A 15,443-nucleotide genomic window follows, 5' to 3' on the forward strand; every position below is an offset into this window, starting at 1 on the left:
GCAGATCAAAAAACTGCCGTACTTCCTGTCGGAAGTCGGCAGTTTTTTTGCAAGTTATGCAGCTTGAGTAGAATTTTCTCGTACGTCTGCGACTATTTGTCTAACAGACTCGCCAAAAGCTTGGCCGTCTCGGCCCGCGTCACCTCGGCCTGGGGCTGGAAGCGTCCTGCGCCGCGGCCGTCGATCAGGCCGAGTGCCTGCGCGTCGCGGATCGCGTCCTGCGCCCAGATCGACGCCTCGTCCATATCGACAAACTCGCGATCGGCAGCAATTGCCGAAACGGCCGGAGTAGACGGATGCGCTGCGTAAGCGGAAGCGACATCAGCGGCAGTTGCAGCACCAGCATCAGCAGTTATAGGAGCATTCCTCGTCGATAGTGACGCCGTTCTTGAAATAATAATTGACGCTGGTCGCCTCGAAGGCAAAGTAAGCGTCGCTCTCCAGTGCGGCATACGTGTCTTGCGCCAGCGGCGCGCCGTCCAGGGCCAAGGTCAGCTCATGCCACGGCGCATGCTCGGACGTGCCCTTGAGCAGCTGCGTGCCGCTCAGGATGTCGCCATCCCGGACGTTCAGACGCAGGTCCGAGCGGTCGCGACCGCCGGTGACGGCAATCTGCCGCGTCTCCGACGTGACCGTATGCGTGCCGTCGCTTGGAGATGGGCGTTTCTTCCGCATTGCGGAATGTAGCGAGGCGTGTGGCGGAGCCGCATAGGAGAAGGAGATAGAAGAAAAATTTGAGCTTGCAATTGACGAACATTGCAGATTATGGTATGATATTTCTTGTCGCCACAATACAAGGGGCCTTAGCTCAGCTGGGAGAGCGCATCGCTGGCAGCGATGAGGTCAGGGGTTCGATCCCCCTAGGCTCCATACAAAAAGAAACGTCATCCTGTAACAGGGTGACGTTTTTTGTATGGGTTGCATAGGGGAGATGAACCCCAAAAGGAGTTCGCCCGCTGGCAGGGAGTGAAAGGAATGTATCAAAGAATAAACGTCAAACGTACGAGCACGGCGTCTGAATCACCGCTGGGATCTGCTTCGTCGTATAGGCTTCGTCAGCCAATTTAAACAAGATTCATACATCCCCTATGCTCCATCTAATATAAAGCCGCTAAACACAAGGGATTCCGGGTGCTTGGCGAATGCGGACTACCTGGAATTGTTGGAGAGCCATCACGTGAAAGCTCGTAATCGATGATTTTGCGGCTGTACCAGCGCGTGGTGAACCAGATCTGCAGCCAGGTCCTATTTGAGGCCGAAGGAAACGAGACGAAAGTGGTAGAAGCGATGCAGATTAGCCGCGTGCTCACCGATATGGAGCGGCAACGGGGGGCGGCAGGGTGACCTGCCGTTTTCCGCCCCTCCCCCTTGATGATTGGCATTAGGAGATTCAACTTACTGGCCTGCCTGACGCACAAACGCTCACGTCATTGACGGTGATTCTTTCATCGACATAATGCGTGAGCGTTGACAGCCAAGCCGGTATTTTGGCTGGGTTTCTATTAACGATTCAATGCTTGCAGTGCGTCCGCTAAAGCGATATCGCCGCTCGCAAGCTGTTGTATGCGTTCCGGGAACATCTCCAGCACATAATGAAAGATAGACAGCACTTCTAACAATTCGTCCGATGACACCATACTGGATGAAGGGACGCTACAGACGTAGCGCACATAGATCTCCCCGGTACTCTGAATGCCAAAATAGCCAAGGGGTATGCGTCCGTTAATGACATGGAGGAAATGCTCCACATCCGATTGTCTCCCTTCAGCTATATCGCACGGAACCGTAGTATACATCTGCAGAAGTCTAATCCATTCAATGTCAGAATCAGGGAGGGGCTGGAAATTCAAGTTTACAATGCGATCTCTTCCGGCTGCATCCTTGCCAAGTGGCAAAAGCAGCACATGCAACGGGATATCAGGTGTTCGCTCTAGCAATTCCGACTGGAATCCCTCACGCTGAAATGCAAGTTGCATCCCTCCCAGCTCTGCCAGTTGCTTAGCATGCTCTTGTTCTGATATCATCCTGGGAGCCTCCCTTCATGATTTTGTTCCATTCAGTTAATCCCGCTTTTTCATTGCTTCGATTAACAGCTCGCGTTGTTTAATGACATCGCCATTTTCTCTAAACAACGCTTTAGTGCTGCAGCCTGTTGCTTCTATGTAATTCAACACACGCTTATATTGTCCGCGCTCTTCCTCAGTATTAGCCCGATCCGGAAGCTTCGATACCATATTAAGGATAAGCTCTGCATCTCTGCTCCGTCTATTATGCTTCTTATCGGATGATTTCTCAGCGTTGAAAACCGCCGACCATACCCGGGATGAATCTTGCTTGGCAGCCTTATCGCGACCGAACTGCTTCATTCGTCTAAACAAGCCCATGCCCACTTTCGCTCCGCCAGCTGCCGCTTTGAGGCTAACGCCGACAGCCGAGGCAGCTCCGCTCAGCGTTGCGATATCTCCCGCTATCGTCGCCATCTCCAGACCCGCTTCAATGCCAGCCCGCGTCATACGCTTCTGATTGATGTTTTTCATTTCCTTCGCCAGGCTATAATCCTCAATGTCATTCAATTCCAGTTCCGCTTGCTCTTTCTCCGCATCTGTAGCAGCATTTGCCGGGTCCAGGATAGCCGCCAGTTCATTCTTTCGTTGCTCAAGCAAGAGCTTGTTTGTCCCTTGTGATTCATGCAGCCGTCTTCCAAACAAAGAATAGGATTTGTGCACGACTACACCGCTACTTGCATATTTCGTTTTGAAATCACGCTTAATTTGGGTCATTTTTCCCCGCGATGTATTCCACTGGATCATGTTATATACTTTAATTGTAAGCTTAATCCCGCTAATTGCTATTCCAATACCGGGAATGACCTGTCCTAGTTTGCCAACGCCGGACTCCAGAATCTCCAGAATAGATTTGACCGTTTTGACAGCCGAGCTAGCGGCTTCCAACCCGTTTTGTACCACATCGAGACCGCCTCTAAACAGTTCCTTTTTTGACAATCCTTCATTGGAATTCGCCTCTCTATATAGTTCAAAAATGCTTTTGACCATAAAAAAGGCGCTCTTAATAGAGGACAGCGCGTCGCCAATGCTGCCGGAGTAGCCCGCCACTGCTTCGGAAGAGCCGATGCCGTCCTCATGCCCCTCTAGCTTGGCGGCATTGTCGACCACATTTGCCACGCCGCTAAATACTTTCTGCCCGCTCTCCAAACCTTCATAAAGCGCTCCGGCCGTCTCGGATCTGTTTTTCGATTCTTTAATGGCTTTTTTCATGTTGAGGAGTCCGATAAATCCAGCTCCAACATCTAGAAGGCCTGCGGCGACGCCAAGCCTCTGGTTTTGATGATCCGCTCGTGCCTTGTCGTCTTTCAGTTTGGAGACGTCTTGCTGATTTTTCTCGCCTTCCTCAATGGAGTCCTTCAGCGAGTCGGATAAATCGTCGTACACTTCGGATTGTCCGCCAACACCGGCGCTGGAGATATCCAATAGAGCATTGATATTGTCGAATGCAATATCTTCTGCTTGATAGTCTTCTGCTTGACCCATAGTGCCATTGGCAGACGCTTCACGCAGCCTATGCCCCATCAAGCCAAGGCCTGTTGGCGCTTGGGAGGACGCAGGGGGGATCGCCTGCGGGAGCGGAGGGATCGCCTGTGGCACAGGGGCAACCGGTACAGCGATGGGAATCGCCATGGGAGCATTTCGAGGCGGACGCTGGTTGACCGCGTTCCCGATTCGCTGTAACGGTGTTGTCATCATTTGAAGTGCTGACTGGTTGCCCACAGAGGCTTGCAACTGACGCATCACATCTATTGTTCCACGCTTTGAAATGCCGCCGGAATGAGCGGAGTTGATTTGTTGAGGAGCGACTGGCGCCCCTTTCTCGAGTGTTACTAAGCGAGGATGCGACTTGTCAGCCATCAAGCCTTGGCCCATTGAAGTTCTTCCTTTCCAAGTCAATTGTTTCTTCAGCCCATTTCCAAGGAATACCGCAATGGACATGCAGGAGTCATATCAGGTCCGTAGCATTCTCGCTGATGCAAGTACGATTATTATAGCATAAAACCGGACGAGCAGGAGGCAATCGGATTACTGGTCGCACGAATTAATTCTTCTTTAGATCGAAGCGATCCGCATTCATGATTTTGACCCTGGTTGCGGTGCGCAGGCGCCGGCCTGTCATGCGATCCATTCCTTCGTACAAGCCGTTCGTCTGTGGCCGCCATGCGACACGCATATCCAGCAAATTGACAAAAAAATCATTGGTGAGCACGCCGGGGCGATCGGTGAAGACGCCATTTCGTGTATCGGCGTAGTTCGCGCCGAGCACGCGCAAACCGCCGATCAGTGCAGTCATTTTGTAGACAGGCCGGAATTCAAAGCAAGTTTTTCTCTGCTTCGGAAAAGAGGCCGAAATTTTCGATTAGATTTATGTCGAAAAATGTCGTTGCTCACTTTCACAGAGAGACTTATAATGGAAAGAAAAAGTCTGGGAGCGGGAACGACGGGATGACGAAACGAAAATGGGGCGGGATTGCTGCAGCGCTAGCTCTGGGTATCATAATATGGGTGGGAATGACACCAGATGAAGATAGCACAGACTTCGTCGCTGGAAGCGAAGATGCACGGACGTCCGAGCAAGAGGAGTATGCGGGCACAGCCGCAAATGACCCGCTCGACAATCAGGCGGAATATACGATTCTGGTCTACATGAATGGCTCTGATTTGGAAAGTGCCTATGACGAGGAGTCCGATGCTCGCGACGGCGCAGCTACGGCCGATCTCGACGAGATGATCTCCGGTACTTCTGGCGAGCGTGTGCGTGTGGTGGTGGAGACAGGAGGGACTCTGGCCTGGGCCAATACGGTTGTAGACGGGGAGCAAAATCAGCGCTGGTTGATCGAGAATGGAGAACTGTATCATCTTGAGGACGTTGGCCGGCGCAACATCGGCGATGCGGATACGCTGACAGACTTTGTCGTCTGGGGAACGACGCATTATCCCGCCGAGAAATACGGACTGATTATGTGGAATCATGGCGGCGGCTCGGTGCTTGGCTTCGGCTCGGACGAATGGTATGACTACGATTCCCTGACGCTGGACGAGCTGGTTGCCGGACTCGATGAGGCTTTCGCGCAGACCGGCGAGCAGTTCGAGCTGATCGGGTTCGATGCATGTCTGATGGCGAATGTGGAGACAGCCTTCATGCTCAGTCCATACAGCCGTTATATGGTGGCCTCGGAGGAATTGGAGCCGGGGCACGGGTGGGATTATGCCGCAGTGTTCGACAGGTTGTCCGAGCAGCCGGGAGCGAATGGTGCACAACTGGGGCAATGGATTGCGGATACCTATCAGGCGCACGCCGTCGACTACGGTCAGGAGAAGAATATCACGCTATCGGTGATTGATATGGCGCAGACCGGGAATGTGGTTGTCGCGCTGGAGGCGCTGGTGGATGAAGCTGCGTCTGTTATTTCGGTCGACCGCTCCAACTTCTACCGATTCGCCAACGGTCGCAGTCGCGCGGAGGAGTACGGCGGGGCCTCCTCGCCGGACGAATCGAGCGACATGGTCGACTTGCTTGCTCTGACGCGCAATGTTGCCGAGCTCTATCCTGAGACGGCGGAGAACCTGGAAGACGCGTTGCAGAAGGCGGTAATTTACAATGTCAATAGCGTCGGACGGCCGGACGCAGCCGGCTTGTCCATCTATTTTCCACACCGAAACAAGGCCAATTTCGAAGACAATTTGCAGCTTTTTTCCAATATCGGTTTTTCACAGACGTACGTCTCTTTCCTCGAACAATATGTCAATGAAATGCTGGACGGCGAGGATGCTGTGAACGTGACAATGCGCGACGGACTAGAATTCGGATATAGCGAAGACGATGACGAATATGCCCCGTATGAAGTATACGTAGACCCGTATGAACTGGAGCGGATCGAGCAGATCTATGCGATCGTCTCGATGTATGTGAGCGAGGAGGACGGCGACGAGAGTCCGATGCTCTACCTTGGCTACGACCATTATGTGGATGTCGATTGGGAGCAGGGCATCATTCGCGACGACTTCACCGGCGAATGGCTGATGTGGGACGGCAATTTCGTCACGCTTGAGTTGTTGACTCAGGGAGAGGACTACATTCGCTACGCCATCCCGGTTAAGCTGAATGGGAAGGACATGGATATCCTGGTCCACTATGACATCGAACAAGGGAGCTTCGAGGTTCTGGGTGCGTGGGGCGGTCTTTCCGGAGAGACGGGGATGCCCGACAAAAATATGATTCCCGTACAAAGGGGGGACGAAATCATTCCGCAATTTTACTATTATACCGACACGGAAGACGGCTACGTTGACGGTGATGCGTTCACGGTCGGCGCGACCATCGAACTTGCCTATGATTTTTTACCGAACGGCTCATACTTGTACGGATTCTCACTGGTGGACTATGCCGGCAACGAAACCCTTACTGATTTTATCGAATTTGAGCTTGAGGATTGAGCGCCAGCCATACAATCAAGCCCCCGAATTACAGGCGCTTCCAGCGCAAGCGCTGTGTGAATCAATCAGAGATAGCCACCCACCACCCATGAAGGCAGTCAGTATGGCGATGCTCGCTCGACGTGGCGCCTGTAAAGGGTCTGACTATCTGGGAGGTAAGAGGCGCCGCCAGTCGATGGCCAGGTTGTCGAATGCATCATGCCTCCCCTGTTCCCATGGAGAACCTGTCAGGAGCGCGCTGCTTTCCGATATTGCCCCGGCGGCATGCCGACAACCTTCTTGAAGGCGCGGGAGAAGTTCTGGGCGTTGCTGTAATATAGGCGCGTCGCAATTTCCTCAAGGGGAATTTCCCCGTTTTGCAGCCACTCTTTGCTTTTGTTCATCCGAATGTGAAACAGCGCTTCCGAAAAGGTCGTATCCTGTATGTCTTTTAACGCCTGCTTGGCGAGTTGAACAGAAATGCCAAGCTCGCGGCAGACGTCGCTTAGCCGCAAGTCGTCCTCGAACCGTCGTTCCAGATGCTGCGTAATCCAGGCGCAAATCTTCTCGTATTGGCGACGACGCTCATGCGCCAGCTGATCGATGAGCGGATCGACGCAATTCGCGCGCATCCAGGCCGTCCACTGCGGAAGCGTGGACAACTGAAGGAGACTGTCGATTTCGTAAGGAAACGGCCTGCCTGCGGACAGCTCCCGCCACAGCACAAGGGCAAGCTCGATCAACTGGTGCTGCAACCCGCGATAGTGCTGATCGCCTTGGCCTTGCAGGGCGACCGTGTCGATCCGGGCCAGTACGTCGTAAGCGTGCTCCCGATCGGCCGCTTGCACCGCCTGAATCAATTCGTTCTCGAGTTCTCGCCACGCAGGAGCCGTCCCGGCTTGCACACCCGCGATAGTCGTCTCATACGCCAGAATGCCGCCTGTTCCGGCAATCATTTTTTGGCGCAGCGCGTCACCGGCTTCCACGTAAGACAGATTGACGTGGCGGGGGCGGCTGCGCGACGAGCTGAGGCCGATGGTCACCGTAAACGGGAAATAATTTTTGATAAATTGCGAAACGGCTTGAAGCGTGTGCCATAAAGAGGGGGCCTGGCCTGCAGAACCCGAGCATTCGATGACCGCGGCGAACCGGCCGCCGCCAATATTCAGGGCGCTGCACGCAAGGTCGTGCTCGACGCAGGATTCGCGAATGACGCAAATTACGCCGTATTCGAACTTGTGCATGTCGTTCTCGTCATACAGATCGAGCATGGCCTGATAATCGTCCATTTCCAGGACCATCACGCGATAGGGACGCCCGTCCAATGGAATATTGTACTGCTTGACACGTTCATGCTCCTGCGGCGAGCGCACGCCGCGTCGCAAGACGTTCCCCAAAAACGCTTCTTTGACCTCCGGAAGAAAATGCTTCATTTTTTCTTCCAAAAGCATTTGCTGGCTAAGTATACCGCTGATGCGCTGCCCCATCAGCTCGAATTCATCCCCGTGAGGGGGGAGCTTGGCGTCCTGATGCTCCAGCAAGCGTGCCACCCGCTTCCATCCCTTCCAGGACCACTGAATGGACGCCGTATACAACCCGAGCGAGAACAGCAGCAGGATGGCGGTGACGGCGGTGGTCGCAGTGCGCATCTGGCGAATCGGCTGCAGCAGCATCTGCTCCTCTACCGCGTAGACATAGCTCCACTGCGATTGACGAGGCGTCATGTACAAATAATAGAAGCCGTCGTGTGTGAGGGCGGCCGCCTGCTCCGGCGGAGCGGCCGCAATACGGCTCCACAGCTCGGCGGGCAAGTGAGCTTGGAGCGCCGCATCGTCAAGCAGCCCGCTATTGCGGACAATGCGATGCTCTTGGTCGACAATCATATAGTTGCCCTGGCTTTGTCGATTGCGCACAATCTCGCTAAAAAAATTCGGATTGAAATGCACGACGACATAGCCCTTGGGCGGGTCGGCTCGGAAGAGCGGCAGGGTCTGCACGTAAAACGTATAAAAACGCGTCTCGTCCGATACGCCGAGCAAGGCTTGGCGTTGTCCGAGCTCGGCAAATCGCGTCAGCTGCTCTTCGTAGCGCTCGCCGAATCCAAAATTCATGGTGCTGTTGGAGGCATACTGCTTGTTGAGCCGGGTGTCCACCAGCATGACATTGTCGACATGGGTCAGGGAGGCGTGCATCGTCTGCAACTGGCGAATCAGATCGACTGGAGGAGAACGATGCGCTTCCGTCTCGTCCATGTGCAGCCAACGTTGGTATTCCTGCGAACGTTCGAATTGAATGATCGATTGATTGGTTCGTTCCAGCAAGTTGTCGACCTGATCTCCGGCACTGATCAAATTGGAGGACTGCGCTTCGAAAACGACTTGCTTGAGCTGTTCGGCAGACAAGTGGTACAATATCAAACTCAGGGTGAAAGTGCTTACAATGCAGATTGCAAGTATATTGGCGATACTGCGTATTTTACGTGAGGACATGACCATCACCCCCGCCTGGCATATCGTGATCTCTTCTATTATATACAAAATTGCGCATGAAATAATGGTCAATTTCTGCATGCGCTGCAAATGACGCAAATGATAAAGCTATCAATTGGTCTAATTTCCTTCAAACCTGAGGTTCATTATTGAGCCTGGCCGCGGGCTCGTGGGATAATGCGGGCAACGCCAGATGAAAAGGATGTGGAACAGGTTGAATACACGTGTAAAAGGATGGCTGCCAGGCGCAATGGTCTTGATTCTATCCGCGTGCAGCGGCGGGGGAGCGTCGGACCAGCCCCCGGCCGGCAAGGCGGGGGAGACGGAGAAAGAAGAACGCGTTTCGGTCCATTTTTTTCTCAGCTCATCTCTGCCGTATGGTACGCCGACCATGGAAAACAACAAAGCGCTTGCGTTTTTGCGCGAGCAAACAGGGGCGGACTTGAACTTTGAGATTTATGAACAAATCTACGAGGATAAAATTCGGGTCAAGATTGCCAGCGGCGAAATTCCCGACGTATTTGAATGGGGAAAGGTCGATGATTTTCTGATCCCGCTCATTCAGGCCGAAGCCATCGTTCCCTTTGAGCCGTATATCGAGGGCTATGCGAATTTAGAAGCGCAGCAGCAGCTATATACGACCAAATATCAGGGTCAGATCTATCCGATTCCGGACGTGCGCAATCCGATTGCAAGCCAGGATATTCCATTGATCCGGCAAGACTGGCTGGATCGTCTTGGACTGGACGCTCCGACAACGACCGAAGAACTGTACGAGGTGGCCAAGGCCTTCACCGATGACGATCCGGATGGCAATGGCACGGACGATACGTACGGCATTCAGATTGCGGGCAATAACCTGGATGGGACGTGGAGCCTGAAAATGGCGTTCGGCGTCGACAACCAATGGATGGAAGAGGACGGCAAGGTCATTCCGTATTTTGAATCCGCCGGATACCGCGATTATTTGGCGTACATGCAGCGCCTGTTCCGCGAAGGCGCAATTGATCCCGACTTTGCGGTGACCGACCACATTCTGGCTCAAAACAAGGTGGTTGTGGAAGGGCGAGCGGGCATTTTCATGCATTATGCGACCCGGGTATATGAATTCGAGGACGGCTTGCAAAAAAGTAATCCCGATGCCCGATTGGTCGGCTTCGAAGCTGTGAGCGGCCCTGACGGCGACCGGGGGATCCGGGCGCGGGTCAACGAGGGGGGCGCGTATCTGTCAAAGGACGCGGCAGAGAATCCGCGTAAGCTGGAAGCGATTATGAAGTGGCTCGATTTTGGTGCCAGCCAAGCGGGCAAGGTGTTCCGTGACTCGGGGCTTGTCGATGTGCATCACAAGGCGGGCCAGGACGGAAATGTGGAATTGAACCAGAGCGTATTCGAGCGCGATTCGCCATGGGCGTTCTTGAACACGGCCCCGATTCAGGATACAAGCGAAGTCTACATCGATCGCAGCAAAAGCGAAGAGAGCCAGAATATTGTTCGGGAAGCCCATGCTATGAATGAACCGTACTTGGTATACGACGAAACGAAGACCCTGTTCTCGGAAGCGCTGACAAGTGTGGCCACCGAATCGGATCAGTATATCCTTGATCGCGAAATTCAAGCGATTATGGGTCAGATTGCAATCGAGAAGTGGGACGACGTCGTCCAGGAATGGTACGCCCGATTCAACGGCGAGCAAATCGTCCAGGAAATCGCCGAATCCATGTAAGCGGATGCAATAGCGTTGCGCCGTTAAACGACGAAGGAGGAATCAGCCATGAAGGAAGCCGCCCGACTGCACACGGCCAGCTTCGCGCAACGTCGCTCCGGCATATGGCGGCGCGCAGGCAGGCGACTGATCATGGATCGGTACATGTATTTGCTTGCGCTGCCGGGGCTGATCTACTATTTCATTTTTCACTACCTCCCGATGCTGGGCATCACGATTGCGTTTCAGGATTACAATGCTTTTCTCGGCTTCAGCGGCAGCGATTGGGTCGGGTTCAAGCATTTTGAGCGGCTGTTCAGCCATCCGGATTTTTGGCTTGTCTTTCGCAATACGATGATGATCAGCTTGCTGAATATTGTGTTTTTCTTTCCGACGCCGATCGCACTGGCCCTGATGCTCAACGAATTGCGCATTTCATTGTACAAACGGGTGCTGCAGACGCTGCTCTACTTGCCTCACTTTTTGTCCTGGGTAGTCATATGCATCCTGACGATCACGCTGATGAGTTCCACCGGCTTCGTCACGCATATGATCCAATGGCTCGGGTTCGACGTACAGCCGCTGCTGGACAAAAGCTTGTTTTGGGGAATCATTACCATCCAGAGCATCTGGAAGGATGCTGGCTGGGGAACGATCATCTTCCTGGCGGCGCTGGCGGGGATCAACCCGGATCTGTACGAGGCGGCGACGATGGACGGGGCCAACCGGTGGCAACAAATGCGCTTCATTACGGTGCCTTCGATTATGTCGACGATTGTCATCCTGCTCATTCTGCGGCTCGGTCAAATCCTGAACCTGTCGTTTGATCAGCTGTATATTATGGGCAACGCCATTGTACGCGATGTGGCCGAGGTGTTCGATACGTATGTATACAAGGTGGGGGTCGTGCAAGGCAACTTCAGCTTCGCAACGGCGGTCGGTATTTTCAAGTCCGTCATTGGGCTGCTGCTGGTACTGGGGACCAACTATCTTTCCCGAAAAACGAGCGAACATTCTTTATTTTAGCAGAACGGGGATGTGCCATGCGTAAGCCATTCACAGCGAGTCGGATCTTTGACGGACTGAATGTCATCATACTCGGGACCATAGCGGCGCTCATGCTCTTTCCGTTATGGATCGTGCTGGTCAAATCGGTATCGGTCGCGCACGTCGTGACGGAGGGCGGCCTCATGTTTTGGCCCGAAGGGTTTACCTTGTCCGCGTATGAGACGATTTTTCAACGCCGCAATTTTTTGAACGTATTTGCTAACACGATTGTCATTACCGTGCTCGGCACGGCAATCAGTATGATTTTGACCACCTGTCTGTCTTATCCGCTGTCCAAAAAAAGAGTGGCCGGTTCGACCGTCATGTTGTTCCTGGTGTTCTTCACCATGCTTTTTAACGGCGGTCTCGTGCCCAACTATTTGGTCGTGCGCGAGGTCGGCCTGCTCGACACCTTGTGGGCGCTGATGCTTCCGCAAGCGATTCAGGCATTTAATGTCATCATCATGGTCAGCTTTTTTCGCACCATTCCGCAGGAGCTGGAGGAATCGGCAAAAATAGACGGCGCCAACGATTTGATCATTCTGTTCCGCATCGTCGTCATGACTTCGCTGCCGGTCATTGCGACGCTGACGCTATTTTATGCGGTGAATCAGTGGAATACGTATTTTCAGGCAGTGCTGTATATTAACAGCGAACAAAATCAAGTGCTGCAGGTGTTGCTGCGGCAACTCATCCTTCAATTAAACAACCAGGAAGTCATTCAGGACGATGTAGCGAATCTGCATCAAGTCGCGGTGACGGTTAAACAGGCGATGGTCATCGTCGCGACCTTGCCAATCTTGCTGATATATCCGTTTTTGCAAAAGTATTTTGCAAAGGGCGTCATGATCGGCTCAATCAAAGGATAAAGACCAATGACGCGATCGCTTGTAAGGCGCGCGTCAGAGGCGTCGCGTTCGCGAACGATGGAGGGGAAACGTAAATGACGATATGGGAAACTGTGCGCAGTCGCGAAGAGCGGCTATTGGCGAGCGAGCTGCAGACATGGAAAGCGAACGGACGGATGTGCGACTACCCGGATACACACAATTATAGCGTGCGGTTGCGTCATCTCGACCTGCTGCTGCCGTTGTATCTCGACCCGGAATCGGCCTATTCCGGCAGTCCGGAGCTATTGCCTGATCTGGAGGAAGCCGCGCAGGGGCTGCTGGATACGCAGCTGGCCAGCGGGTGTGTCTCACTCATGGACTGCAATATCGATTCGCCGCCGGACACCGCGTTCGCGGTGCACCGCGTCGCCCTGCAATACGAGGCGATCAGCCGCCTCGGAGACGACCGCCTGCGGACGACAGGCGAGGCGCTGCGGCAATTCATGAGCCGCGCCGCGCCTTGCCTGCTCGAGGGCGGCGTACATACGCCCAATCATCGGTGGGTCATGTGCGGCGCGCTGGCCAGGATGGAAGCCGTATTCGGCGGCCAGGCGTTTCGCGAGCGGGCGTTTGCTTATTTAAGCGAGGGGTTCGACTTGACGGCGTATGGCGAGTGGACGGAGCGCAGCAATGCCGTCTACAACCCGGTCTGCGCCATCCATCTGTACGATGTAGCGGTCCAATTCGGCCACGCTGCGTCGTTGGAGGCCATCCGGCGCAACCTGTACATGATGACGCATATGCTGCATCCCGGCAATGCGGTAGTGACGGAATACTCGGGGCGTCAAGACCGGGCGCGCACGATGCCGCTTAATGCCCGGTATTACATCATCTGCCGGCTCATGGCGCATCAGGATCGCGATGCGACCATGGCCTCGCTCGCGCAAGCGGCCGCAGATAGCGGGCTGGAGCGGGCCGATGCCAACCTGCTGCTGTACCGGCTCCTGTATCCCGAAGCGCTGCGGCATCCCGAGCCGGCGTCCGCGCTATCGGAATCGTACACCGTGTTATACGGCGAGGGCAATCATGCCGCTGTACCGCAGACCGTGCCATACCGCGGCATGCCCGCAGGGCATCCGCACGGCGCCCCGGTGCTGCGGCACCGCGAGGGCAAGCTGAGCGTGACTGTGATGGCTGCTCAGCCGGAGTGGCTGTATGTGCAGTACGGCCAGGCACGGATGACGGGGCTGAAGCTCGTGGCGGGATGGTTCGGCATGGGCGGCGCGTCATTCCCGACCATCGTGCGCGTCGATGACCGCATCTACCGCCTCCACGTCGAGCTGGAGGGCCACTACCGGCAGCCGTTGCCGGAGCTTCACACTAGCGGACTGGGCGGCAGGTACGTCGAGATGCCGCATCAGCTCCGCGAGAAGTCCCATGTCTCCCGGTTGGAGCTCGATATCGAGATTCGTTTGATTCAAGGCGGTGTGGAAGTGGAGTGGGAGGCCGATGGGCCGCCCCACGTCTTTTTGCAAGCGGTGTGCATGTTCGCCAAGGAAGGACAATTGAGCGGCTCTGTCTTGCCCGCAGCACAACCCCGACTGCTGATGTGGGAAGGCGGAGAAGCGGTGTATGCGTGCGGCGGCGACTGCTTGGCGGTATCGACGCCGGAGGCAGGACCGCGTCATCGCGAGCCTGTCATACGGGGCGATCGGCTGAGCGAGGATGCGCTGCATTTGGCATTCAATGCGGTGACCCCGTCGAAGCGCATCATTCGCATTCGCGGGTATGAGGAAGCGTAAGCATGCGAGCCGAATGCGGCGACGCATTCACGCGAAGAACGCGCCATTCGTCATAAAAGACGTCCGTGATCGTGCCATTGCCCGTACATTTTGTTTTCTCTTGTATTTTTGATCAATTTGTTCAGTCTGTGCTGGAATAATGCGGGCTGCTGCCTGACGCTTTGAATGGTATCGATCCGAACCCTTCGATATAACTCGGGAAATGCCAGGAAATGCGCGTAGACTTGCTCATCCTCCTTCAACCGCTGCTCAATCGCATCATCGATTCGAAATGCATCGGGGTCCAGATCGGGAAGCACGCGTCTGCCTTCGTCTGTCATCAGGCCGAGCTTTTCCAGGCGACGGGCCCGCGCCTTGTTCAGCTCCGTCCATGAACTTTTGTTCCTTCTCGGAGACAGCCGCTGCGCTGTCTCCGTTTCGGATACTTTCTTCTTGAGGCCATCGATCCATCCAAAGCACAACGCTTCCTCGACCGCGTCCAAATACAACACCCGATCCAGGGCCGGCTTCATCGTAACCAGGACCCAGCAGCAATTTTCAGTATTGCCATGTTCCTGCAGCCAAGCCCTGAGCGCCTGCCTCGAAGTTGCTGCAATCCGATGTTCAATTTCCATTGTTGCCGGCGATCACTTGATCCAGGAATCGATCTGCGTCGCGATTGAATTTCCAGCAGACGCCGAATTTGTCTGCCAGCAGGCCAAAGCATGAAGACCAAGGTGTCTGCGACAACGGCATGATCACATGGCCGCCGACAGACAATCGCGCAAAGTATTTCTCCAACGCTTGGATATCCTCGATGACTAAACTGATCCACACGTTGTTTCCTGGGACCAGCTCGCCGGTGGTGCGCTTCATGGAAGGCAGCAAATCCGACATCATGAGCTGTCCGCCTGCAAATGCGATGGAGGACTCCATGATCAATTCCAGCTCCTCTTCCGGCAGCGGATAATTCGGGTCTTGCGGGAAATCCTTAAACTTTACTTTTTTGACTTCTGTCGCATGCAAGGCCTCCGCATAAAAGGCAATCGCTTGTTCGGCTATTCCATCAAAATTCAAATAGGCAATCGCGGACATGAACCAAAACCTCCTTT

12 protein-coding genes, 1 tRNA gene and 1 pseudogene are annotated in these 15,443 nt (G+C 54.4%); 6 read left to right on the forward strand and 8 right to left on the reverse strand.

Translation table 11 applies throughout. The features are described 5' to 3' along the window. Nucleotides 1-92: 92 nt before the first annotated feature. Nucleotides 93-245 (reverse strand): S-layer homology domain-containing protein, encoded by a 153-nt coding sequence (locus tag IDH44_RS26980; protein ID WP_190919014.1) that lies wholly within the window; start codon nucleotides 243-245, stop codon nucleotides 93-95. 100 nt (nucleotides 246-345) lie between these two features. Further along, nucleotides 346-675 carry a hypothetical protein gene (locus tag IDH44_RS15020; protein ID WP_190919016.1) on the reverse strand — a complete coding sequence of 110 codons (330 nt, stop codon included), beginning with the start codon at nucleotides 673-675 and terminating at the stop codon, nucleotides 346-348. Between the two features lie 122 nt (nucleotides 676-797). Between IDH44_RS15020 and IDH44_RS15025 the strand changes: the two genes are divergently transcribed. Beyond that, nucleotides 798-870: transfer RNA gene (locus IDH44_RS15025), tRNA-Ala, on the forward strand. A 632-nt stretch (nucleotides 871-1,502) separates the two neighbouring features. Here IDH44_RS15025 and IDH44_RS15030 read toward each other — a convergent pair. The 3 genes and pseudogenes from IDH44_RS15030 to IDH44_RS15040 all read right to left on the reverse strand — a co-directional run. After that, complete coding sequence (locus IDH44_RS15030) at nucleotides 1,503-2,024, reverse strand: hypothetical protein (protein WP_190919017.1); 522 nt, start codon at nucleotides 2,022-2,024, stop codon at nucleotides 1,503-1,505. 36 nt (nucleotides 2,025-2,060) lie between these two features. Further along, nucleotides 2,061-4,004 (reverse strand): hypothetical protein, encoded by a 1,944-nt coding sequence (locus tag IDH44_RS15035; RefSeq protein ID WP_190919018.1) that lies wholly within the window; start codon nucleotides 4,002-4,004, stop codon nucleotides 2,061-2,063. A 103-nt stretch (nucleotides 4,005-4,107) separates the two neighbouring features. Beyond that, nucleotides 4,108-4,362 (reverse strand): annotated as a pseudogene (locus IDH44_RS15040) (catalase/peroxidase HPI); the annotation flags it as partial. 215 nt (nucleotides 4,363-4,577) lie between these two features. On the opposite strand from IDH44_RS15040, the gene IDH44_RS15045 reads away from it, so the two are divergent. After that, on the forward strand, nucleotides 4,578-6,503 hold the full coding sequence (locus tag IDH44_RS15045) for a clostripain-related cysteine peptidase (protein WP_190919020.1): 1,926 nt from the start codon (nucleotides 4,578-4,580) through the stop codon (nucleotides 6,501-6,503). 227 nt (nucleotides 6,504-6,730) lie between these two features. On the opposite strand, the gene IDH44_RS15050 is transcribed toward IDH44_RS15045, so the two are convergent. Then, complete coding sequence (locus tag IDH44_RS15050; RefSeq protein WP_190919021.1) at nucleotides 6,731-8,884, reverse strand: helix-turn-helix domain-containing protein; 2,154 nt, start codon at nucleotides 8,882-8,884, stop codon at nucleotides 6,731-6,733. 301 nt (nucleotides 8,885-9,185) lie between these two features. Here IDH44_RS15050 and IDH44_RS15055 point away from each other — a divergent pair, with 301 nt between their 5' ends. From IDH44_RS15055 to IDH44_RS15070, 4 genes are all read left to right on the forward strand, one after another. Then, nucleotides 9,186-10,694, forward strand: coding sequence for a type 2 periplasmic-binding domain-containing protein (locus tag IDH44_RS15055; RefSeq protein WP_190919023.1), 1,509 nt, complete (start codon nucleotides 9,186-9,188; stop codon nucleotides 10,692-10,694). A 48-nt stretch (nucleotides 10,695-10,742) separates the two neighbouring features. Next, entirely contained in the window at nucleotides 10,743-11,699 is a 957-nt protein-coding gene (locus IDH44_RS15060; protein WP_190919024.1) for an ABC transporter permease, read from the forward strand. A gap of 17 nt (nucleotides 11,700-11,716) precedes the next feature. Then, complete coding sequence (locus tag IDH44_RS15065; protein WP_190919025.1) at nucleotides 11,717-12,589, forward strand: carbohydrate ABC transporter permease; 873 nt, start codon at nucleotides 11,717-11,719, stop codon at nucleotides 12,587-12,589. A gap of 74 nt (nucleotides 12,590-12,663) precedes the next feature. After that, nucleotides 12,664-14,352, forward strand: coding sequence for a hypothetical protein (locus IDH44_RS15070; RefSeq protein WP_190919027.1), 1,689 nt, complete (start codon nucleotides 12,664-12,666; stop codon nucleotides 14,350-14,352). Between the two features lie 50 nt (nucleotides 14,353-14,402). Here IDH44_RS15070 and IDH44_RS15075 read toward each other — a convergent pair whose 3' ends face one another. Both IDH44_RS15075 and IDH44_RS15080 read right to left on the reverse strand, forming a co-directional pair. Then, entirely contained in the window at nucleotides 14,403-14,966 is a 564-nt protein-coding gene (locus tag IDH44_RS15075; protein WP_190919028.1) for a YdeI/OmpD-associated family protein, read from the reverse strand. Further along, a complete protein-coding gene (locus IDH44_RS15080; RefSeq protein ID WP_190919029.1) occupies nucleotides 14,956-15,426 on the reverse strand; it encodes a VOC family protein in 471 nt (156 codons plus the stop codon). The genes IDH44_RS15075 and IDH44_RS15080 overlap by 11 nt, the downstream gene beginning before the upstream one ends. Nucleotides 15,427-15,443 lie beyond the last annotated feature (17 nt).

This window comes from Paenibacillus sabuli (assembly GCF_014705605.1).
Lineage (GTDB): Bacteria > Bacillota > Bacilli > Paenibacillales > Paenibacillaceae > Paenibacillus_D > Paenibacillus_D sabuli.

What these genes read in the sequence shown, in the direction of transcription:
- IDH44_RS15080 (WP_190919029.1), bottom strand. Translation starts at nt 15,426, where the DNA reads ATGTCCGCGATTGCCTATTTGAATTTTGATGGAATAGCCGAACAAGCG.
- IDH44_RS15065 (WP_190919025.1), top strand. Translation starts at nt 11,717, where the DNA reads ATGCGTAAGCCATTCACAGCGAGTCGGATCTTTGACGGACTGAATGTC.
- IDH44_RS15070 (WP_190919027.1), top strand. Translation starts at nt 12,664, where the DNA reads ATGACGATATGGGAAACTGTGCGCAGTCGCGAAGAGCGGCTATTGGCG.
- IDH44_RS26980 (WP_190919014.1), bottom strand. Translation starts at nt 245, where the DNA reads ATGGACGAGGCGTCGATCTGGGCGCAGGACGCGATCCGCGACGCGCAG.
- IDH44_RS15035 (WP_190919018.1), bottom strand. Translation starts at nt 4,004, where the DNA reads ATGTCCATTGCGGTATTCCTTGGAAATGGGCTGAAGAAACAATTGACT.
- IDH44_RS15020 (WP_190919016.1), bottom strand. Translation starts at nt 675, where the DNA reads ATGCGGAAGAAACGCCCATCTCCAAGCGACGGCACGCATACGGTCACG.
- IDH44_RS15045 (WP_190919020.1), top strand. Translation starts at nt 4,578, where the DNA reads ATGACACCAGATGAAGATAGCACAGACTTCGTCGCTGGAAGCGAAGAT.
- IDH44_RS15075 (WP_190919028.1), bottom strand. Translation starts at nt 14,966, where the DNA reads ATGGAAATTGAACATCGGATTGCAGCAACTTCGAGGCAGGCGCTCAGG.
- IDH44_RS15030 (WP_190919017.1), bottom strand. Translation starts at nt 2,024, where the DNA reads ATGATATCAGAACAAGAGCATGCTAAGCAACTGGCAGAGCTGGGAGGG.
- IDH44_RS15060 (WP_190919024.1), top strand. Translation starts at nt 10,743, where the DNA reads ATGAAGGAAGCCGCCCGACTGCACACGGCCAGCTTCGCGCAACGTCGC.